Origin of the sequence: Streptomyces sp. NPDC058470 (assembly GCF_042721055.1) — a bacterium.
Lineage (GTDB): Bacteria > Actinomycetota > Actinomycetes > Streptomycetales > Streptomycetaceae > Streptomyces.
In genome coordinates this window covers 1-20,556 of the sequence record NZ_JBHXMF010000059.1, presented here as the reverse complement: position 1 = coordinate 20,556, position 20,556 = coordinate 1, and the positions used below count along the sequence as shown (strand labels likewise).

The window sequence follows — 20,556 nt, the reverse complement described above, 5'->3', positions numbered from 1 at the left end:
CCCCAGTTGAGTGAAGGAAAGAGAGTTCCGTGACCCACCGCACCACCCCCCAACTCACCCTCCAAGCCGTTCTGTTCGACATGGACGGCACGCTCGTGGACACCGAGCGGCTGTGGTGGGCGGCGGTGGAACAGGTGGCCGACGGGCTCGGGCGAAGACTGACAGGGGCCGACCAGCCGGAGGTGCTCGGGCACCCCGTCGAGTACACCGCGGCCTGGCTGGGCGGGATAACCGGGGCCCCGGCGGAGGCGGTCGCCGCCGAGCTGCACCGGGAGTTCGCCGACCGCGTCCGCACCGGCATCGTGCCCCGCCCCGGCGCGCTCGCCCTGCTCGACGCCCTGGCCCGTGACGGCGTACCCACCGCCCTGGTGACCGCGTCGCCGCGTGCGATCGCCGACACCGTTCTCGAAGCCCTCGGCGCCGGGCGCTTCGCCGTCTCCGTCACCGCCGACGACACCGAGCACACGAAGCCCGCCCCCGATCCCTACCTCGCCGCCTGTCGCGCCCTCGGCGTCGACCCCGCCGCCTGCGTCGCCGTCGAGGACACCCAGACGGGCGTCAGCTCCGCCGAGGCGGCAGGCTGCGCCGTGCTCGCGGTGCCCTCGCTCGCGCCGATCGGCCCCGCCCTCGGACGTACCGTCCTCAGCAGCCTGGAAGAGGTGACTCCGGCGCGGCTGCGAGCCCTGGTCGCCCCGACCGAGCTGCGGGTGATGAGCTGGAACCTCTGGTACGGCGGTACGAAGGTCGACGACCACCGGGAGAAGCAGCTCAAGGTCATCGCGGAGACGGGCGTGGACGTGGTCGCCCTCCAGGAGACGTACGGCAATGCGGCGCAGGAACTCGCCGACGCGCTCGGCTGGCACCACCACCGGGCCGGCGACAACCTCGGCATCATCAGCCGGTACCCGATCACCGCCCGCCTCGGTGACCCGGACGTCGGTTTCTACGGAGGCACCGGGGTGCGGATCCGTCTCGACGGCGGGCAGGAGGTGGCCGTCTGGAGCGCCCACCTCGACTACACGCCGTACGGGCCGTACGAGGCGCGCTTCGAGGGGCTTCCGGCGGGTGAGCTGATCGCCCACGAGGGTGTGCGGCTTGCCCAGATGCGGGAGATCCTCCGCGGGATCGCGGAATCTTCGGATGTCGGTACGCCTGTGCTTCTGCTGGGGGACTTCAACGCTCCTTCGCATCTGGACCGGCCCGATGTCGAGTGGCCTGTCACGAAGGCGGCGGAGGAGGCGGGGCTGCGTGACTCGTATCGCGAGGTTCACCCCGATCCGGTGCGGGATCCCGGGCATACCTGGTCCCCCGTACACGCCGAGCACGAGGACGGGAGCGGGCGGGCCGAGCCGCAGGATCGGATCGACTATGTGCTGTATCGGGGGCTGCGGGTGATTGACTCCCGGACCTTCGTTTGCGGTTCGCCGCGGGCGTGGCCCGACGTGGCGGGTAACGCCTGGCCTTCGGACCATGCGGCGGTGATCACGACGTTCGGGGTGGGGTAGGGGTTTCCTCGCCCCCTCCGCCCCTTCCCGTCCCGTTCCTGGGGGTCGCCGCCCCCAGACCCCCGCTTCGCGCTGAAGGCGCTCGTCCTCAAACGCCGGACGGACTAAAAACCTATGGCGCCCCCAGGAGCAAGGGACGGGTAGAGGCGGAGAGGCGAAAAACACCTCACCCACCTCCGCGCAACGAATCGCCGCCACCCCACCCCCCCACGCAATGATTCGTCCGCGCACGCGCAACGGCTCCGCCTTGTCCCCTGAGCACCCCCGCCCGTACGGTCTATGAGGCCCCCCAAACCCCTCCGTACCGGCAAGGAACACGCATGCGCACAGCCCTGCTCCAGAGCTCCGGCCGCCCCGGGTCGGTCGTCGGGAACCTGAAGGTCCTCGACGAAGCCGCGGGCCGTGCCGCGGCGGCGGGAGCCGGGCTGCTCGTGGCTCCGGAGATGTTCCTGACCGGGTACGCGATCGGCGACGACATCGCCCGCCTCGCCGAGGCCGCCGACGGCCACTCCGCGGACGCGATCGCCGAGATCGCCGAGCGCCACGGTGTGGCCGTCGCGTACGGCTACCCCGAGCGCTCCGGGGAGGCGGTCTTCAACTCGGCCCAGTTGATCTCCGCGGACGGCACCCGGCTCGCGAACTACCGCAAGACCCACCTCTTCGGCTGCTTCGAGCAGGCCCACTTCACGCCGGGGGAGCAGCCGGTGGTGCAGACCGAGCTCGACGGGCTGCGGGTCGGGATCATGATCTGCTACGACGTGGAGTTCCCGGAGAACGTCCGGGCGCACGCCCTCGCCGGCACCGACCTCCTGCTGGTGCCGACCGCGCAGATGCACCCGTTCCAGTTCGTCGCCGAGTCGGTCGTGCCGGTGCGCGCCTTCGAGAACCAGATGTACGTCGCGTACGTCAACCGGACAGGTCAGGAAGGGGAGTTCGACTTCGTCGGGCTCTCGACGCTGGCCGGGCCCGACGGGGTCGCCCGGGCCCGCGCGGGCCGCGCCGAGCAACTGGTCCTCGCCGACGCCGACCCCGTCTTTCTCGCGGCCTCGCGCGAGGCGAACCCGTATCTGAAGGACCGCCGCCCCGGTCTCTACGGGTCCCTCGTCTGAGTCCGAGCCTCGCCTTCCCCCGAAAAGCTTTCGCGCAAGGAGTCCGTACCCCATGACGTCCACCGTGCCCAACGCCGTCCAGCACGCCGACGTGCAGCAGCCGCCGATCACCATGTTCGGCCCGGACTTCCCGTACGCGTACGACGACTTCCTCGCGCACCCCGCGGGCCTCGGCCAGATACCCGCGACCGAGCACGGCACGGAGGTCGCGGTCATCGGCGGCGGGCTGTCCGGCATCGTGGCCGCCTATGAGCTGATGAAGATGGGGCTCAAGCCCGTCGTCTACGAGGCCGACCGGATCGGCGGACGGCTGCGGACGGTGGGCTTCGAAGGGTGCGATCCCTCGCTCACCGCCGAGATGGGCGCGATGCGCTTCCCGCCCTCGTCCACCGCCCTTCAGCACTACATCGACCTGGTGGGTCTGGAGACCCGGCCGTTTCCCAACCCCCTCGCGGAGTGCACGCCCTCGACCGTCGTCGACCTCAAGGGCGAGTCGCACTACGCCGAGACGGTGGACGACCTGCCGCAGGTCTACCGTGACGTCGCCACCGCCTGGAACGCCTGCCTCGAAGAGGGCGCCGACTTCTCCGACATGAACCAGGCCATGCGGGAGCGCGATGTCCCGCGCATCCGCGAGATCTGGTCCCAGTTGGTCGAGAAGCTCGACAACCAGACCTTCTACGGCTTCCTCTGCGACTCGGAGGCCTTCAAGTCCTTCCGGCACCGCGAGATCTTCGGTCAGGTCGGCTTCGGGACGGGCGGCTGGGACACCGACTTCCCGAACTCCATCCTCGAAATCCTGCGCGTCGTCTACACCGAGGCCGACGACCACCACCGCGGCATCGTCGGCGGCTCCCAGCAGCTGCCGCTGCGGCTGTGGGAGCGCGAGCCGGAGAAGATCGTGCACTGGGCGTACGGGACGTCGCTGGCCTCGCTGCACGGCGGCGCCCCGCGCCCGGCCGTGACCCGCCTGAACCGCACGTCCGGCAACCGGATCACCGTGACGGACGCGAACGGCGACATCCGCACCTACCCGGCGGCGATCTTCACCGCCCAGTCCTGGCTGCTGCTCTCCAAGATCGCCTGCGACGACTCGCTCTTCCCGATCGACCACTGGACGGCGATGGAGCGGACCCACTACATGGAGAGTTCGAAGCTCTTCGTGCCGGTCGACCGGCCGTTCTGGCTCGACAAGGACGAGCACACCGGGCGTGACGTGATGTCCATGACGCTCACCGACCGTATGACACGCGGGACTTACCTCCTGGACGAGGGCCCGGACCGGCCTGCCGTCATCTGTCTCTCGTACACCTGGTGCGACGACAGCCTGAAGTGGCTGCCGCTGTCGGCGAACGAGCGGATGGAGGTCATGCTGAAGTCGCTCGGCGAGATCTACCCGAAGGTCGACATCAGGAAGCACGTCATCGGCAACCCGGTGACCGTGTCCTGGGAGAACGAGCCCTACTTCATGGGCGCGTTCAAGGCGAACCTGCCCGGCCACTACCGTTACCAGCGGCGCCTGTTCACGCACTTCATGCAGGACGCGCTGCCTGAGGACAAGCGGAGCATCTTCCTCGCCGGTGACGACATCTCCTGGACCGCGGGCTGGGCCGAGGGCGCCGTGCAGACCGCGCTGAACGCCGTCTGGGGCGTCATGCACCAGCTGGGCGGGGGGACCGACCCGACGAACCCCGGGCCCGGCGACGTCTATGACGAGATCGCGCCGGTGGAGCTTCCGGAGGACTGACGTCGTGGGCCGGCTGATCAGTCCGGCAACGGCGTCAGCAGCATCCGTCCGGCGAAGCCCACCGCCGTGTCGAGGCGGTCGGCCAACTCCTCGGCGAGATCCGGGAGTCCGCGCAGCGCCCACAGCGCCCGGGCGGCCGACCAGGTGGCCTCGCGGGCCCGGTCCAGGCTCCACGCGCCGAGCAGGTGAGTCAGCGGATCGGCGATCTGGAGGAGGTCGGGACCCGGCATCAGCTCCTCGCGGATGCGCTCCTCCAGCGCGACGAGGAGATCGCCCACGCGGTCGAACTCGTCCTCCAGCTCGGCCGGTTCGCAGCCGAGCGTACGACAGGCGTCCACGACCGCGAGCGCCAGATCGTGTCCGATGTGCGCATTGATGCCCGCGAGCGCGAACTGCAACGGACGTACACCGGGATGCCGCCGGAACTGCAGCAGTGGCCGCCAGCAGGCGGGCGCATCTCCCTCCTCGGCCACCCGCAGATAGCGCTCCGCGAACCGCACGTCCAGCGTGATCGCGGCCGCCGGGTCCGCGAACTCCCCGGTGTCCAGGCGCCGGTCGACCTCCTCGGTGACGGCGAGGTAGACGCGGTTGAACACCGCGATCCCGTCCCGCTCGGGGAGGGCCGCGTCCAGGGTGCGCATCCGGGAGACGACTGTGTCCACGGTGTACACGGGATGGGTGAAGTGCTCCAACAACGCCATGGGGGCAGCGTCCCAGTCCTAGGCTGGCCGGAGTACCGCCGGGCCGGACGCTTCCCCAGAACGGGGGAACACGTCCGTGGCGGGAGTGGGGGGAGCAGTACGTGTCAGGCTCACGTGCCCAGCGAGCGGTCACGCGGAGGGCCGAGCGCAGGCGCGCCGCCCGACGCGGTGCCATGGTCGCGGCGGCCACGGTCGTGGTCGCGGTCGGCAGCGTCACGGGGATGATGTCCGCACTCGGCGACGGCCGCCCGTCCGACGACGCCAAACCCCTGGTGACCCGCGCGCCCAGCCTCCTGCCGCTGCCCGCCGTACCGACTCCGTCGCCGACCAGGACCTCGGCCTCACCGGCACCGTCCCCGTCGAGGTCGTCCCCGTCACCGAAGCCGAGCCCGAAGCCCTCCGCCGGCAAGGAGGATCCCGCGACCGTAGCCGCCTCCGCCGGGCTCTACCGACACCCCGAGTCCCAGGTGCTCGACTGGGTCGCGGCCCATCCGGACGACTCCCGGCGCTCGGTGATCGAGTCCCGGATAGCCGATCGACCGGCTGCCGTCTGGTTCGCCGACTTCACGCCGTCCACCATCACCGCGCGGGTCAGGGCGGTCACCTCGGGCGGCGCAGCACAGGGCCGGGTCCCGGTCGTCGTGGCGTACACGATCCCCGGGCGCGACTGCGGCGGTGCCTCGGAGGGCGGGGCACCCGACCTCGACGCGTACGACGCCTGGATCGACAACTTCGCGGCAGGGCTCGGCTCCCGCGAGGTCATCGTCATCCTGGAGCCCGATTCGGTCGCCCAGGCCGACTGCCTCTCCGTCGGCCAACGCGCCGACCGCTTCGCCTCGTTGGCCCGTGCCGGCCGCGTCCTCAAGGCCGCCGACCCCCGGGCCCGCGTCTACTACGACGCCGGCCACTCCGCCTGGAAACCGGCCGCCGCCCAGGCCGCCCTCCTCGAACAGGCGGGCGCCGCCTCGGCCGCCTCCTCCGACGGCATCTTCACGAACGTGTCCAATTTCCACCGTACGAGCGCGGAGGTCACGTACGCCCGAGAGGTGCTGTCCGCTCTCGGTGGCCCGGCGAGCCTGGGCGCTGTCATCGACACCAGCCGGAACGGCAACGGCGCCCCGGCCGACGGCGAGTGGTGCGATCCGGCGGGCCGCAGGATCGGACAGGAGCCGACCCTGAACACCGGAGAGGCACGGATCGACGCCTACCTGTGGGTGAAGCTGCCGGGCGAGTCGGACGGCTGCAAGGGCACGCCGGGGACCTTCTCGCCCGGCTACGCCTACGACTTGGCGACCTGAGAGTCCTTGTCGGAGTCCTTGTCGTACGACGAGGTGCCCTCGTCGGGCAGCGGCTCCTGTGTCTTGAGGTGAGCGGGAGCCAGTGCCCGCAGTGCGTGGTAACCGATGATCACGACGAGCGTGCCGAGGGCGATGCCGCTCAGCGAGAAGGTGTCCGTGAAGGTGATGGTCACGTTGCCGACGCCGATGATGATGCCCGCGGCGGCCGGCACCAGGTTCAGTGGATTTCGCAGGTCCACCCGGGCGTTGAGCCAGATCTGGGCGCCGAGCAGGCCGATCATGCCGTACAGGATGACGGTGATGCCGCCGAGCACGCCGCCCGGGATCGCCGCCACGATCGCGCCGAACTTGGGGCAGAGGCCGAAGAGAAGGGCGAAGCCCGCGGCGGCCCAGTAGGCGGCCGTCGAGTAGACGCGGGTCGCGGCCATCACGCCGATGTTCTCGGAGTAGGTGGTGTTGGGCGGGCCGCCGACCGCGGTGGAGAGCATCGACGCGACGCCGTCCGCGGAGATCGCGGTGCCCAGCTTGTCGTCCAGCGGGTCGCCGGTCATCTCGCCGACCGCTTTGACGTGGCCCGCGTTCTCGGCGACCAGCGCGATGACGACGGGCAGCGCCACGAGGATCGCCGACCACTGGAAGGACGGGCCGTGGAAGGTGGGCAGGCCGATCCAGTCCGCCTTGCCGACGGCGGAGAGGTCGAGCCGCCAGTGGTCGGTGAGCCTGCCGCTCGCGTCCACCGAGTGGATGCGGCCGAAGATCCGGTCGAGGGCCCAGGAGAGCCCGTAACCGAAGACGAGGCCCAGGAAGATCGCGATCCGTGACCAGAAACCACGCAGGCAGACGACGGCCAGAGCGGTGAACGCCATCACAAGGAGCGCCGTCCACTGGTCCTGGGGCCAGTAGGTGGACGCGGTCACCGGCGCCAGGTTGAAGCCGATCAGCATGACGACCGCGCCGGTCACGATCGGCGGCATCGCGGCGTGGATGATCCGCGCGCCGAAACGCTGTACGGCCACGCCCACCAGGAACAGCGCGACGCCCACGACGAACACCGCGCCGGTGACCGTCGCGCTGGTACCGCCCTGCGCGCGGATCACCGCGGCGACGCCCACGAAGGAGAGCGAACAGCCGAGGTAACTGGGCACGCGGCCGCGGGTCGCCAGCAGGAAGATGACGGTCGCGACGCCGGACATCATGATCGCGAGGTTCGGGTCCAGGCCCATCAGGACGGGTGCGACGAAGGAAGCCCCGAACATGGCCACCACGTGTTGGGCTCCCAGCCCGAACGTGCGCGGCCAGGAGAGTCGTTCGTCGGGGCGGACGACCGCTCCGGGGGCGGGCGTCCGCCCGTCGCCGTGCAGTTTCCAGCGCACACCGAGGTCCATGGAGTGGGTTCGCTTTCTCTGTACGTGAATCTGTCCGGACCATTGTCACGGCTAGCCAGCGGCCCTACGCTCGCACGGTCCCACTCATGAACTGTGTTCACGTTTATGATCGGAGTGACTGATGAGTGCAAGCCCTCGACTGGGCGTGCTCCTCGCGGCCGTGGTCACCTTGGCGGCCGTCGTCGCCCCCTCCGCGGTGGCCCAGGCCGCGCCGAAGCCGCCGAAGACCGCGGTCCTCGACGGGGCCCGGCTGGAGCAGACAAAGGCGCGCCTGGACCACGGCGATCCCCAACTCCGGCGCACCGTCAAGAACGTGACGGCCCGCGCCGACAACTGGCTGGACCAGGGTCCCTGGACGGTCGTCGACAAGCCGAGACCCGCCCCCAGCGGCGACGTCCACGACTACCTCAGCCAGGCCCCCTACTGGTGGCCCTCCCAGCCCAGGACCGCCGACAACCCCTGGGGTTGCCCCTACGTCCAGCGTGACGGCCAGCGCAACCCCGAGGTCGACACCGGCACGGACCGGCAGGACGTCGAGAAGGTCTTCGACTCGACGTACGACCTCGCGCTGGCCTGGTACTACACCGGCAAGAAGCAGTATGCCGAGAAGGCCGCCGCCGTCCTGCGCACCTGGTTCCTCGCCCCCGGCACCCGGATGAACCCGAACCTGAGCCACGGGCAGTTCATCCCCTGCAAGTACGACGGCCGGGCCATCGGCATCATCGACTTCTCGCAGTCCTACACGAGCGTCCTGGACGCCATCGCGATCCTGGATACGGGTGCCCCCGGCTGGTCGAAGACCGACCGCTCCGAAATGCTCGCCTGGAACACCGACTTCCGCGACTGGCTGGCCGACAGCGCCTTCGGCAAGGAGGAGGGCGCCGCCAAGAACAACCACGGCACCTTCTACGACATGCTGCTCGCCGGTCTGGCGTACGCGACCGGCGACAAGGACCTCGCGCGAAAGACCGTCCTGGACGCGCGCGGCAAGCGGATCGACCCGCAGATCGCCGCCGACGGCAGCCAGCCCCAGGAGCTGGCCCGCACCCGCAGTTGGCACTACTCGACCTTCGACCTGGTCGCCTACACCCGGCTCGCGGCGATAGGCCAACACGTCGGCGTGAACCTGTGGTCGTACAAGGGGCCGGACGGCCAGAGCCTGTTCAAGGCGGTCGACTATCTGCTGCCCGCCGCGACGGGGGCCGCGCCCTGGACCTACCCGGAGCTGGAGTTCTACCGCTTCGCGGCGAGCGACATCGTGCAGGCGGCGGCCGACGCCGGTGACAAGGCCGCGCGAGCGGCGGTGCGGAAGCTCGAAACGCCGCCCGGCGGGGACCTGTGGGCGCTGCGTCCCGCCGCCGAGCAGCTGGACTCGATCGCGGGCTGAGCCTCCGCCGTACGGGGCCCTGAGCAGGGGTTCCTGAGCGGTTGCTTAGGATGGGGTGACCCCACCGCCCCGTCCGGCACCCTCAGGAGCCCCGCCCGTGACAGCCGAAGCCCCGACAGCCCCCGCTCTCGTATACGGGCGGCTCATCCCCGTCACCGTCCACTTCGACGACCTCGACGCGCTCGGACTGCTGCACAACGCCCGCTACCCGGTGATGGCCGAGCGAGCCTGGACGGCCTTCTGGAACGAGCGCGGTTTCCGCGGCTTCGAGGGCGACTGGGAGGCGGCGGGCGACTTCTGCAACGCGGTCAAGGAGCTGCAGATCAGCTATGACGCCCCGGTGCAGCGGCCGGGTGCGTACGCCGTCCACCTCTGGCTGGAGCGGCTCGGGAACACCGGACTGACGTACGGCTTCCGCTTCTGCTCGGGCGATGGCGCGGTGACGTACGCGCACGGCACCAGGGTCCTCGTCAGGCTGGACGCCGGGACGCTGCGCCCGACGCCCTGGAGCGACCGGTTCAGGGCCGTGGGCCGGGAACTGCTGCGGCCGGCGGACTGACCTTCGGGCGGTCCCGGTCCCCAGCCCGCAGGACACCCGCGAACGCGGCGAGCCCGCCCGCCAGGACCGTCACCAGGCCGAAGGACACCATCAGGCTCGTCGCCTGCGCCAGCGTGCCGATCGCGCTCGGCGCGATCAGACCCGAGGTGTACGTGATGGTGGCGACGCCGGCGATGGCCTGGCTGGGGTTGGGGCCGCTGTGGCCCGCTGCCGCGAAGCAGAGCGGGACCACGATCGCGATGCCGAGGCCGAGCAGCGCGAAGCCGGTCATCGCGACGGCCGGGTGGTCCGCGACGACGATGAGCAGCCCGCCGAGTACGGCCAGGACGCCGCTCGCCTGGACGGTGCGTACCGCGCCGAAGCGGTTCACCACCGTGTCGCCCACGAGCCGGGCCACCGCCATGGTCAGCATGAAGCCGGTCGTCGACGCCGCGGCGAGACCGGCCGAGCTGCCCAGCTCGTCCTGCAGGTACACCGCCGACCAGTCCATGCTCGCGCCCTCCGCGAACACCGCGCAGAACCCGATTGCGCCGATCAGCAGCGCCGACCGTGGTGGCAGTGCGAACCGCGGCGGCGGCTCCTCGTCCTCGGCGGCCTGCAGATCGAGCACCCAACGGCAGGCGACCAGACCGAGGACGGTGAGGGTCGCGGCAGCCAGTGCGTGGTGCACGCGCGCGTCCGATCCCAGGTGGGCGGCGAGCGTGCCCGCCGCCGAGCCGGTCAGGGCGCCCGCGCTCCACATGCCGTGCAGGCTGGACATGACCGACTTGTTGAGCCCGCGCTCGACCTCGACGCCCAGTGCGTTCATGGCGACATCGGCCATGCCGGCCGTGGCGCCGAAAGTGAACATCGCCAGGCAGAGGCTGAGCAGGTTCGGCGCCTGAGACGGGAGAAGCAGGGCAAGCGTCCAGAGGGCGAGCAGGCCGCGCAGGGCCGTGCGCGAACCGAAACGGTGGCTGATCCGGCCGGCCAGCGGCATCGAGACGGACGCGCCGAGCGCCGTGAAGGCGAGCGCGAACCCCAGCTGGCCGGTGCTGAGCCCCGCATGGTCCTGGATCCACGGCACGCGGGTCGCGAAAGACCCGGTGACCGCGCCGTGCACCGCGAACACGGCGGCCACGGCGTATCGCGCGCGCTTCAACTCGCGCATGTCGTAGACCACTTCACTCATGGTGCCGCTGCCCTCCCGGACGTCCTCCCCGCACTGTTGGCGTAAACTATCAGGAACCCTGCCTGATAAATAGAGAATTTACGGCCGGGGAACCGGACAGGGGCTCCGCGCCCTTGCTGATCTGGAAGGATCCCGGCATGCCCGCATCTCCGAGCACCGCCCGGGCCATCAACGACCGGCTCGCCCTGCAACTCATGCAGCAGGAGGGCCCTTTGACGGCAGGGCAGTTGAAGCAGCTCACCGGACTGTCCCGTCCCACCGTCGCCGACCTCGTCGAGCGCCTCACCGTCGCCGGGCTGATCGCGGTGGTGGGGGAGTCGGGGTCGCAACGGCGCGGCCCGAACGCGCGCTTGTACGGGATCGTTGCCGACCGAGCACACCTGGCCGCCCTCGACGTCCGCACCGAGGGCGTCTCCGTCGTCGTCTCCGACCTCCTCGGCACCGAACTCGCGCGGGCGTCGGTGCCCATCGCGGACGACACGGGCACCGGGCCCGCCGTCGAGCAGGCGGTCGCGCTGGTGGAGCGCACCGCCAAGGAGGCGGGGGCCGAGCGGCTGCACACCGTCGGTATCGGCGCTCCCGGCCTCATCGACCCCGTCACAGGCGAGCTCCGTGACTCCAGCGGCCTCCCCGAGTGGCACCGCAGGCTCGTCGCGGCCCTCCAGGAGCGCCTCCCCGGCGCTCGCGTCCTGGTCGAGAACGAGACCAACCTCGCCGCTCTCGCCGAACAGCGCGACGGAGCCGCCCGTGACCGTGACACGTTCGTTCTGCTGTGGCTCGGCCATGGCACCGGCGCGGCCGTCGTCCTCGACGGCGCCCTCCGCCGCGGTGCCTCCGGCGGTACCGGCGAGATCGGCTTCCTGCCGGTACCGGGGACCGCGAAGCTGCCGTCGGCGACGGAGTGCGACGGCGGCTTCCACTCCCTCGCCGGGGCGGTGGCGATCGCGGGGCTCGCGGCGGAGTGCGGCGTCGTGGCGCAAGGGATGGCGCATGAGCCGTATGCGGCGGCGCTGGTGAGGGAGGCGGTGGGAGCGGTTGTGGATGCGCGTGCGGGCACGCGTGTGCGTGCGGGCACCGGTGCAGGCACGGGTGCGAGTGGGGGTGCCGCGGTTTCGGGAACTCCCGCTTCCCGTTTCCTCGACGCCCTCGCCGACCGGCTCGCCATCGGTGCCGCTTCCGTCGTCGCCGTGCTCGACCCCGGTTGCGTCGTCCTGGGCGGCGAGATCGGGCAGGCGGGTGGGGGCGTGCTCGCTTCGCTCGTCGAGGGGCGGCTCGCGCGGATGTCGCCGTTGCCGGTGGAGGTGCGGGCAAGTGCGCTGGGCGGGAGCGCGGTGCTGCGCGGCGCACTGCTGACCGCGCGCGAGGGCGCCCAGGACGAGTTGTTCGCGCCGCAGGCTCGGTAGGGGTTCGTGGCGCCGGCCCGGTAGGGCTTGCGCGCGGCCCGGGTTGGTGGGGGTTGCCGGGCTGGTAGACGTTCTGTGTCGCCGGGTCGGTGGGAGTTGTCGGGCCGCTACGGTTTTCGCGCCGCCGGGCTGGTGGGGGTGCCGGGCCGCCAGTGGTCCCGCGCCGCAGGGCCGACAGGTTTTTGCGCGCCCTCCGTCCCGGCCCCGGTCGGGCTCGTCATCCCAGCGCCGGGGCGACGGCTCGGGCGGCCCGGATGGCTCGGGCGGGTCGGATTGAAAGGCCCGGCGGCGGGGCAAGGGCCTCCGTCACCGCCGCCGGGCCGCTCGGGGGGCGGATGCGACACGTCGTGAACGCTCAGCCGTATCGCCGAGCCATGATCGCGACCCTAGGAGGACTAGACCAGTGAGGTCAATAGGTATGGACCAGCCTCGGCTCTGCGGGGTGTCCCGGAGGGCCAAGTGCGCGCGGTACCAGCCGAGTTGACCGGTCTTGTCACCCCTTGTGTCTCCTTGGAAGTCCATCCACACGGCCTGTGAGTCAGCCCACAGTTGTTCGCCCGCATGGGCGTCGATCAGACGTGGCACACTGGCCATGTACCAGAAGCAGCGCACTCCGGGGTCGGTGAAAGTCCGAACCGGCGGTTACAGTCCGCGACCCGGTCGCTTCCAGCGGCCGGTTGACCAGGTGAAATTCCTGGACCGACGGTTAAAGTCCGGATGGGAGGCAGTGCGCGGCGGGCGGGCATTCGTGCGCGCTGCCGTTTGTTTCGACTTGTCCTGACGGGACGAGTCCCATTCGGCATCGTTCCCGGTGTCGCAGTCCGTTTCATTCTGTCGTCATCGACAGGCCCCGGAGTCCGTGCCCTATGAGGCAGGAGGACCCGGGAAGTGTTCACCGGAATCGTCGAAGAGCTGGGTGAGATCACCGCCGTCGAGAATCTCGGCGACGCCTCACGCTTCCGACTTCGTGGCCCTGTAGTCACCGAAGGTGCGCAGCACGGCGACTCCATTGCCGTCAACGGCGTGTGTCTCACGGTCGTCGAACACGAGGGCGACGAGTTCACCGCCGACGTCATGGCGGAAACCCTGGACCGCTCCAGCCTCGGCGCCCTGTCCGTAGGCTCCCGCGTCAACCTGGAGCGCCCCACCGCGGTGGGTGCACGCCTCGGTGGGCACATCGTGCAGGGCCACGTCGACGGCACGGGCGCGGTCCTCGCACGCACGCCGTCCGAGAACTGGGAGATCGTGAAGGTCTCGCTCCCCGCGGACCTCTCCCGCTATGTGGTCGAGAAGGGCTCCATCACGGTCGACGGCATCAGCCTGACCGTCGTCGAGGCGGGCCCCGACTACTTCACCGTCAGCCTCATCCCCACCACCCTCGCGCTGACCACGCTCGGCCTCAAGCAGCCCGGCGACCCGGTCAACCTCGAGGTCGACATCATCGCCAAGTACGTGGAGCGCCTCCTCGGCAGCAAGGAGGCCACGCGGTGAACTGGCTCAACTCCGAGGCATTCACGCTCTTCGGCCAGCACATCAAGTGGTCGGACATGATCGGCAACACGATCGGTCTGATCGCCCTCGCGCTCGGCTGGCGCCGCTCCATATGGACCTGGCCGGTGCAGTTCCTGTCCGGCGTCATCCTCCTCGCGGCGTTCGCCACGGCGCACCTCTCCGGCAGCGCCGGCAAGCAGGTCGTCGTCATGGTCGTCGCCGCGTGGGGCTGGTGGCAGTGGAACCGCGGCAAGGGGCAGGCTCAGGACGGCTCCATCGCCGTACGGTTCGCCACCTGGCGCGAGCGCGGTGCGCTGCTCGGCGCCGCCGCCGTGGGCACCCTCGCGGTCGGCCTCCTGTTCAAGGCGTACCCGACCCTCTCCTGGGACCCGTGGCCGGACGCCTACATCTTCGTCGGCACCATCGTCGCCATGTACGCCCAGGCCCGCGGCATGGTCGAGTTCTGGTTCGCCTGGCTGCTGGTCGACCTGGTCGGCGTCCCGCTCAACTTCGCCAACGGTTTCGCCTTCTCCGGTTTCGTCTACGTCCTCTACGGCGCGCTCGTCCTGTGGGGCATGCGCGACTGGTGGCTGCGCTCCCGCAAGGCCGGGCAGCCCGTCCTGGAAGGAGCCCCGGCATGAAATCAGCGCCGGTCTGGTACAGCGGGGGGCACGATCAAGATGCCTCGGACTTCGCCCTCGACCCCGTCGAGAAGGCGATCGCCGACATCGCGGCCGGCCGCCCGATCGTGGTCGTCGACGACGAGGACCGGGAGAACGAGGGCGACCTCGTCATCGCCGCCGAGAAGGCGACCCCCGAAATCGTCGCCTTCATGATGAGCGAATGCCGCGGCCTGATCTGCGCCCCCATGGAGGGCGACGAACTCGACCGGCTCCGGCTCCCGCAGATGGTCGACGACAACACCGAGTCGATGAAGACGGCGTTCACCGTGTCGGTCGACGCGTCCGCCGCTCACGGTGTGACCACCGGCATCTCGGCATCCGACCGTGCCACCACTCTTCGGCTCCTCGCGGGCGGCAGCGCCGAGGCGGACGACTTCGTCCGCCCCGGCCACGTCTTCCCGCTGCGCGCCAGGCCCGGCGGAGTCCTGGTCCGCAACGGCCACACCGAGGCGGCCGTCGACCTGGCACGCCTCGCCGGCCTGCGCCCGGCCGGCGCGATCGTCGAGATCGCGGGGGAGGACGGCCGTATGCTCCGCCTCCCCGAACTGATCCCCTTCGCCCGCAAGCACGGCCTGACGATCATCTCCATCGAGGACCTGATCGCCTACCGGCGCGCCGCCGAGCCCACCGTCCGCCGCGAGGCCAAGACCCAACTGCCCACCGCCTTCGGCGAGTTCACGGCGTTCGGCTATCGTTCCACCCTCGACGGAGTCGAGCACGTCGCCCTCGTCCACGGAGACATCGGCGACGGCGAGGACGTCCTCGTCCGCGTCCACTCCGAGTGCCTCACCGGCGATGTCTTCCACTCGCTGCGCTGCGACTGCGGCCCCCAGCTCCAGACCTCCATGGAGCGCATCCAGGCCGAGGGCCGGGGCGTCGTCGTCTACCTGCGCGGCCACGAGGGGCGTGGCATCGGCCTCCTGTCCAAGCTGCGCGCGTACGAGCTCCAGGAGCGCGGCCGGGACACCCTCGACGCCAACCTGGAGCTGGGCCTGCCCGCCGACGCCCGCGACTACGGCGCGAGTGCCCAGATCCTCGACGACCTCGGGGTGACCAGCGTCCGCCTGATGACCAACAACCCGGACAAGACCGACGCGCTCGTCCGGCACGGCCTCAAGGTCACCGGCCGGGAGCCGATGCCCGTACAGGCGGGCGAGCACAACCTCCGCTACCTGCGCACCAAGCGGGACCGGATGGGCCACGACCTGCCCTGGCTGGACACGGCCACCGTGTCGGCCTGCAGCAACCAGTAAAAGCACAAGAACAGCACTGAGGAGAGACGTGAGCGGCAAGGGTGCACCTGAACTGTCCGTACGCAACTGCGGCGACCTGCGCGTCGCGGTCATCGCGGCACAGTGGCACGAGAAGGTGATGGACGGCCTCGTCGACGGCGCGCTGCGCGCCCTGCACGAGCTGGGAATCGACGAGCCGACCCTCCTTCGGGTCCCCGGCAGCTTCGAGCTCCCGGTCGTCGCCAAGGTCCTCGCGGGCCGCGGATACGACGCCATCGTCGCGCTGGGCGTCGTCATCCGCGGCGGCACCCCCCACTTCGAGTACGTGTGCCAGGGCGTCACCCAGGGCCTCACCCAGGTCTCCCTCGACACCGGCGTCCCCATCGGTTTCGGCGTGCTGACCTGCGACACCGAGGAACAGGCCCTCGACCGCGCGGGCATCGAGGGCTCCAACGAGGACAAGGGACACGAGGCGGTGACGGCCGCCGTGGCGACCGCGGCCACCCTTCGCTCAGTATCCGAACCCTGGCGTTAGCGGATGCGCGTAAGCGCGTAGGGTGAGAACCACCATGTCCAATAAGACGTTCGAGGAGCTCTTCACCGAGCTCCAACACAAGGCCGCCACCGGCGATCCCGCCACTTCGCGCACCGCCGAGCTGGTCGGCAAGGGTGTCCATGCCATCGGCAAGAAGGTCGTCGAAGAGGCCGCCGAAGTATGGATGGCCGCCGAGTACGAGGGCAAGGAAGCCGCCGCCGAGGAGATCTCGCAGCTGCTCTACCACGTCCAGGTGATGATGGTCGCGCGCGGGATCTCCCTCGACGACGTGTACGCCCACCTCTGAGCCGCAGCCCCGCACCCCCGCACGTACGAACGAAACAACTAGCAAAGGAAGCCGACCTCATGCTGCGCATCGCCGTCCCCAACAAGGGTTCCCTGTCAGGACCTGCGGCGGAGATGCTGCATGAGGCCGGCTACCAGCAGCGCCGGGAGTCCAAGGAACTGCGGATCGTCGACCCGGAGAACGAGGTCGAGTTCTTCTACCTCCGCCCCCGCGACATCGCGATCTACGTCTCCTCCGGTCGCCTCGACATCGGCGTCACCGGACGCGACCTGCTCATCGACTCGGGCGCCGGCGCCGAGGAGATCCTCCCGCTCGGCTTCGCCCGCTCCACCTTCCGTTTCGCCACCAAGCCCGGCACGGCGAACTCCATCGAGGACCTCGCGGGCAAGACCGTCGCGACCTCGTACGAGGGCATCGTCGCCAAGCACCTCGCCGACCACGGCATCGACGCCTCCGTCGTCCACCTCGACGGCGCCGTCGAGACCGCGATCGAGCTGGGCGTCGCCGAGGTCATCGCGGACGTCGTGGAGACCGGCACCTCGCTGCGCAACGCGGGCCTCGAAGTGTTCGGCGACCCGATCATGAAGTCCGAGGCGATCGTGATCCGCCGGGTCGGAGCCGACGCCTCCGAGGACGCCGAGCCCAAGGTGCAGCAGTTCCTGCGCCGCCTCCAGGGCGTCCTGGTGGCACGGACGTACGTGATGATGGACTACGACTGCCGCGCCGAGCACCTGGAGAGGGCGGTCGCGCTCACTCCCGGCCTGGAGTCGCCGACCATCTCGCCGCTGCACAACGAGGGCTGGGTCGCCGTCCGCGCGATGGTGCCGGCCAAGGAGTCCCAGCGGATCATGGACGATCTGTACGAGCTCGGCGCGCGGGCCATCCTGACCACGGCCATCCACGCCTGCCGGCTCTGAGGGACCTCACGACCATGTCCGAACTTCCCGCTCTGCCCGTCACATTCCGGCCGTCCCGAACCCGGGCCGTCCTGGTCTGCGCCGGCGTGGCGATCCTTGTGGTCCTCACCACAGTCGTGCTGCTCCTGGAGCAGCTCGGCCCGGGCGAAAAACTCAGCTTCATCTTCACCGGGGCCCTGATCTTCGGGGTGCTCCTGATGCTGGCCCGGCCCAAGGTCGTCGCCGACGAGAGCGGCGTCACCGTCGTCAACATCGCCAGCAGCAGGCGCCTGGCCTGGGCGGAGATCCTCCAGGTCAACCTGCGCCCGGGCGACCCCTGGGTGTTCCTCAACCTCAGTGACGGCACCAGTCTGCCCGCGCTCGGCATCCAGCCGGGCATCGCCAAACACCGCGCGATCAAGGACGCTCGCGCCCTTCGAGCCCTCGCCGAAGCCCGCTCCACGGGTCACCCCGAGGAACATCAGGGCTGACTCTCAGCCTTCCACCCTGCCGCACGGGCCCCTGTCTTGATTAATCTGTTGGCGGAGGCGTTTTCATCGCGCCTCCGCCGCTGATGTGCCAGCCGGTATTCAGAGGCCCCCAGCTACCCGAGGAGTGACTCCCTCCAGCGATGGACGGATCGTCCTGTAGTACCTGCGCCGCCCCCTTCCGACATATCGAGGCGGCGGCATGATCATCCCTCTGCTGCTCCTTGGGGCGGCATTCCTGCTCATTCTCGCCAACGGATTCTTCGTCGCGGCGGAGTTCGGCCTTGTCACGGTCGAGAAGCCCGACGCCGAGAAGGCGGCCGCCGAAGGCGACCGACGGGCTGCGACAGTCGTCAACTCGCTCAAGGAGCTGTCCTTCCAGCTTTCCGGCACCCAGCTCGGCATCACCATCACCTCACTCGTCGTCGGCATGCTCGCCGAACCGGCGCTCGCCGAGCTGCTGCACGGACCGTTCGCCGCGACCGGCCTGCCCGAGGGCGCCGTGCCCGGCGTCGCCGTGGTGGTCGGCATGCTGCTGGCCGCGGCCGTGCAGATGGTCATCGGCGAACTCGTGCCCAAGAACTGGGCCGTGTCCAAGCCCCTCCAGGTCGCCCGCTTCGTCGCGGGCCCGCAGCACATGTTCGCCCGCACGTTCCGCCCGGTGATCGCCGCACTCAACGCGGTGGCCAACCGGCTCGTACGAGCCCTGGGCGTCGAGCCCGCCGAGGAGCTGGCCTCCGCCCGCACCCCCGGCGAACTCATCTCCCTCGCCCGGCACTCCGCACAGGCCGGCGCGCTGGAGCAGGACACCGCGGATCTCTTCGTACGCACCATGTCGCTGGCCGATCTGACCGCGCAGCACGTCATGACGCCGCGCGTGAAGGTCAGCGCCCTGCAGTCCTCGGCGACCGCCGAGGACGTCGTCAACCTCACCCGGGCCACCGGCCTGTCCCGCTTCCCCGTCTACCGCGAGCGGATCGACGAGATCGTCGGCATGGTCCACCTCAAGGACGCCCTCGCGGTGCCCTCGCGCGACCGGCTGCGGACCCCCGTCGGCCGGATCGCCCAGGCCCCGCTGCTCGTCCCGGAGACCCTGCCGGTGCGGCCGCTCCTGGAGCAGTTGCGCAGCGAGCAGCCGATCGCCGTGGTCGTCGACGAGTACGGCGGCACGGCGGGCGTCGTCACCCTGGAGGACATCGTCGAGGAACTCGTCGGCGAGGTCCGCGACGAGCACGACGGGCAGGATCTGCCCGAACTCGCGGCGGCGCCGCCCGAGGACGGAAAGCCCGCGTGGGAGGCCGACGGCAGCTGCCGGGTCGACGTCCTGAAGCGCATAGGCCTCGACGTGCCCGAGGGCCCGTACGAGACCGTGGCGGGCCTTGTCGCCGATCTGCTCGGCCGTATCCCGGCCGCCGGTGACAGGGCCGAACTGCCGGGCTGGCGGCTGCTGGTGCGCCAGGTCGGGCACTACCGCGCCGAACGCGTCCGCCTCGTGCGGACCGCGCCTGTCGCGGAGGCCGTCCGATGAGCGTGCTCCAACTCCTCTTCGCCGCCCTGCTGGTGCTCGCCAACGGCTTCTTCGTCGGCGCCGAGTTCGCGCTCGTCTCCGTACGGCGCAGCCAGATCGAACCGCTGGGGACCGCGCGGGCGCGACAGGTGCTGTACGGCCTGGAGCGACTGCCCCAGATGATGGCCGCGGCCCAGTTCGGCATCACCGTCTGCTCGTTGACGCTCGGCGCGGTCGCCGAGCCGACCGTCGCACAGCTCCTTGAGCCGCTCTTCGAGGCGGTCCACATGCCGCACGGCGTGATCCACCCCCTCGGATACGTCATCGCGCTCGCCTCGGTCGTCTTCTTCCACCTCGTCATCGGCGAGATGGTGCCGAAGAACCTGGCGATGGCCGCGCCCGAGAAGACGGCGCTGTGGCTCAGTCCGGGACTGGTCGCGTTCGCGCGGCTGTGCCGGCCGGTCACCGTCGGCCTCGGGGCCTGTGCGCGGGTGATCCTCAAGCTGTTCCGCGTGGAGCCCAGGGACGAGGTCGAGGCGGTCTTCACCAGTGAGCAGCTCAACCGTCTCGTCGAGGACTCCGGGCAGGCGGGTCTGCTGGACCCCGAGGAGCAGGAGCGCCTCGAGGACGCCCTGGAACTGGGCTCCCGCCCGGTCACGGACGTCCTCCTCGACTCCGGCTCCCTGGTGACCGTGGGTCCCTCGGTCACCCCGGGCCAGGTCGTCGCCCTCACCGCCCGCACCGGGTACTCCCGTTTCCCGGTGGTCGCGGAGAACGGCGCCTTCATGGGCTACCTGCATGTGAAGGACGTACTGGACCTGGAGGAGTCGGACCGGGCGGTGCCCCAGCAGAACTGGCACCACATGACGACCCTGCGGGCCGAACTCCCTCTCGACGATGCCCTCACGGTGATGCGCCGCGCTGCGACGCACCTCGCCCAGGTCGCCGACACGTCCGGCAAGGTCCTCGGCCTTGTCACGCTGGAGGACGTACTGGAACTCCTCGTCGGCGAGGTACGGGACCCGGCGCACCGGGAGGTTCCGGCGGCGCCGGTACGGGTCTCGGAACCGCGAGCGAGCGGAGCCCCGGAGGAGGCCCAGGCACTGGCGAGCTGAGCACCGGGTCGCGCAGTTCCCCGCGCCCCTTCAGGGG

At 70.4% G+C, this 20,556-nt stretch carries 19 protein-coding genes and 1 riboswitch; of the genes, 16 read left to right on the top strand and 3 right to left on the bottom strand.

Annotated features, from left to right (window positions below; translation table 11 throughout):
* The first annotated feature begins 29 nt into the window (after nucleotides 1-29).
* The 3 genes from ACFWP7_RS33760 (at nucleotide 30) to ACFWP7_RS33750 (ending at nucleotide 4,361) form a co-directional block, all read left to right on the top strand.
* Nucleotides 30-1,505, top strand: a complete 1,476-nt coding sequence (locus tag ACFWP7_RS33760; protein WP_384389446.1) for an HAD-IA family hydrolase — start codon at nucleotides 30-32, stop codon at nucleotides 1,503-1,505.
* A 320-nt stretch (nucleotides 1,506-1,825) separates the two neighbouring features.
* Nucleotides 1,826-2,614 carry a carbon-nitrogen hydrolase family protein gene (locus tag ACFWP7_RS33755; protein ID WP_384389443.1) on the top strand — a complete coding sequence of 263 codons (789 nt, stop codon included), beginning with the start codon at nucleotides 1,826-1,828 and terminating at the stop codon, nucleotides 2,612-2,614.
* Between the two features lie 52 nt (nucleotides 2,615-2,666).
* On the top strand, nucleotides 2,667-4,361 hold the full coding sequence (locus ACFWP7_RS33750) for a flavin monoamine oxidase family protein (protein WP_384389441.1): 1,695 nt from the start codon (nucleotides 2,667-2,669) through the stop codon (nucleotides 4,359-4,361).
* Between the two features lie 17 nt (nucleotides 4,362-4,378).
* Here the strand turns inward: ACFWP7_RS33750 and ACFWP7_RS33745 are convergent, their stop codons facing one another.
* Nucleotides 4,379-5,062 (bottom strand): DUF5995 family protein, encoded by a 684-nt coding sequence (locus ACFWP7_RS33745; protein ID WP_384389439.1) that lies wholly within the window; start codon nucleotides 5,060-5,062, stop codon nucleotides 4,379-4,381.
* A gap of 173 nt (nucleotides 5,063-5,235) precedes the next feature.
* Between ACFWP7_RS33745 and ACFWP7_RS33740 the strand changes: the two genes are divergently transcribed.
* The gene (locus ACFWP7_RS33740; protein WP_384389524.1) at nucleotides 5,236-6,360 is read left to right on the top strand and encodes a glycoside hydrolase family 6 protein; all 1,125 of its coding nucleotides are present in this window, start codon (nucleotides 5,236-5,238) and stop codon (nucleotides 6,358-6,360) included.
* Here the strand turns inward: ACFWP7_RS33740 and ACFWP7_RS33735 are convergent.
* A complete protein-coding gene (locus ACFWP7_RS33735; RefSeq protein WP_384389436.1) occupies nucleotides 6,342-7,745 on the bottom strand; it encodes a uracil-xanthine permease family protein in 1,404 nt (467 codons plus the stop codon). The genes ACFWP7_RS33740 and ACFWP7_RS33735 overlap by 19 nt on opposite strands.
* Before the next feature lie 121 nt (nucleotides 7,746-7,866).
* On the opposite strand from ACFWP7_RS33735, the gene ACFWP7_RS33730 reads away from it, so the two are divergent.
* Nucleotides 7,867-9,132, top strand: coding sequence for an alginate lyase family protein (locus ACFWP7_RS33730; RefSeq protein WP_384389434.1), 1,266 nt, complete (start codon nucleotides 7,867-7,869; stop codon nucleotides 9,130-9,132).
* 97 nt (nucleotides 9,133-9,229) lie between these two features.
* Entirely contained in the window at nucleotides 9,230-9,691 is a 462-nt protein-coding gene (locus tag ACFWP7_RS33725; RefSeq protein ID WP_384389431.1) for an acyl-CoA thioesterase, read from the top strand.
* Here ACFWP7_RS33725 and ACFWP7_RS33720 read toward each other — a convergent pair.
* The gene (locus ACFWP7_RS33720; protein WP_384389429.1) at nucleotides 9,651-10,862 is read right to left on the bottom strand and encodes an MFS transporter; all 1,212 of its coding nucleotides are present in this window, start codon (nucleotides 10,860-10,862) and stop codon (nucleotides 9,651-9,653) included. The two genes, ACFWP7_RS33725 and ACFWP7_RS33720, sit on opposite strands and share 41 nt — an antisense overlap.
* Before the next feature lie 137 nt (nucleotides 10,863-10,999).
* Between ACFWP7_RS33720 and ACFWP7_RS33715 the strand changes: the two genes are divergently transcribed.
* From ACFWP7_RS33715 to ACFWP7_RS33670, 10 genes are all read left to right on the top strand, one after another.
* Nucleotides 11,000-12,265, top strand: coding sequence for an ROK family transcriptional regulator (locus tag ACFWP7_RS33715; protein WP_384389426.1), 1,266 nt, complete (start codon nucleotides 11,000-11,002; stop codon nucleotides 12,263-12,265).
* Nucleotides 12,266-12,869: 604 nt separating this feature from the next.
* Nucleotides 12,870-13,000, top strand: a riboswitch (FMN riboswitch).
* Nucleotides 13,001-13,153: 153 nt separating this feature from the next.
* Nucleotides 13,154-13,756: a riboflavin synthase gene (locus ACFWP7_RS33710; protein ID WP_384389423.1), complete on the top strand. Its 603-nt coding sequence runs from the start codon at nucleotides 13,154-13,156 to the stop codon at nucleotides 13,754-13,756.
* Nucleotides 13,753-14,397 (top strand): nicotinamide riboside transporter PnuC, encoded by a 645-nt coding sequence (locus tag ACFWP7_RS33705; RefSeq protein ID WP_384389420.1) that lies wholly within the window; start codon nucleotides 13,753-13,755, stop codon nucleotides 14,395-14,397. The genes ACFWP7_RS33710 and ACFWP7_RS33705 overlap by 4 nt, the downstream gene beginning before the upstream one ends.
* A complete protein-coding gene (locus ACFWP7_RS33700) occupies nucleotides 14,394-15,692 on the top strand; it encodes a bifunctional 3,4-dihydroxy-2-butanone-4-phosphate synthase/GTP cyclohydrolase II (RefSeq protein WP_384389417.1) in 1,299 nt (432 codons plus the stop codon). The genes ACFWP7_RS33705 and ACFWP7_RS33700 overlap by 4 nt, the downstream gene beginning before the upstream one ends.
* Nucleotides 15,693-15,720: 28 nt before the next feature.
* On the top strand, nucleotides 15,721-16,206 hold the full coding sequence (ribH, locus tag ACFWP7_RS33695; RefSeq protein ID WP_384389414.1) for a 6,7-dimethyl-8-ribityllumazine synthase: 486 nt from the start codon (nucleotides 15,721-15,723) through the stop codon (nucleotides 16,204-16,206).
* A 34-nt stretch (nucleotides 16,207-16,240) separates the two neighbouring features.
* Nucleotides 16,241-16,513 (top strand): phosphoribosyl-ATP diphosphatase, encoded by a 273-nt coding sequence (locus ACFWP7_RS33690; protein WP_006378313.1) that lies wholly within the window; start codon nucleotides 16,241-16,243, stop codon nucleotides 16,511-16,513.
* Between the two features lie 59 nt (nucleotides 16,514-16,572).
* Nucleotides 16,573-17,430 carry an ATP phosphoribosyltransferase gene (gene hisG, locus ACFWP7_RS33685; protein WP_384389411.1) on the top strand — a complete coding sequence of 286 codons (858 nt, stop codon included), beginning with the start codon at nucleotides 16,573-16,575 and terminating at the stop codon, nucleotides 17,428-17,430.
* Nucleotides 17,431-17,444: 14 nt separating this feature from the next.
* Nucleotides 17,445-17,900 (top strand): PH domain-containing protein, encoded by a 456-nt coding sequence (locus ACFWP7_RS33680; RefSeq protein WP_384389408.1) that lies wholly within the window; start codon nucleotides 17,445-17,447, stop codon nucleotides 17,898-17,900.
* A 199-nt stretch (nucleotides 17,901-18,099) separates the two neighbouring features.
* Nucleotides 18,100-19,425: a hemolysin family protein gene (locus tag ACFWP7_RS33675; RefSeq protein WP_384389405.1), complete on the top strand. Its 1,326-nt coding sequence runs from the start codon at nucleotides 18,100-18,102 to the stop codon at nucleotides 19,423-19,425.
* Complete coding sequence (locus ACFWP7_RS33670; RefSeq protein ID WP_384389403.1) at nucleotides 19,422-20,519, top strand: hemolysin family protein; 1,098 nt, start codon at nucleotides 19,422-19,424, stop codon at nucleotides 20,517-20,519. Before ACFWP7_RS33675 ends, ACFWP7_RS33670 begins: the two co-directional genes overlap by 4 nt.
* Nucleotides 20,520-20,556: the final 37 nt, after the last annotated feature.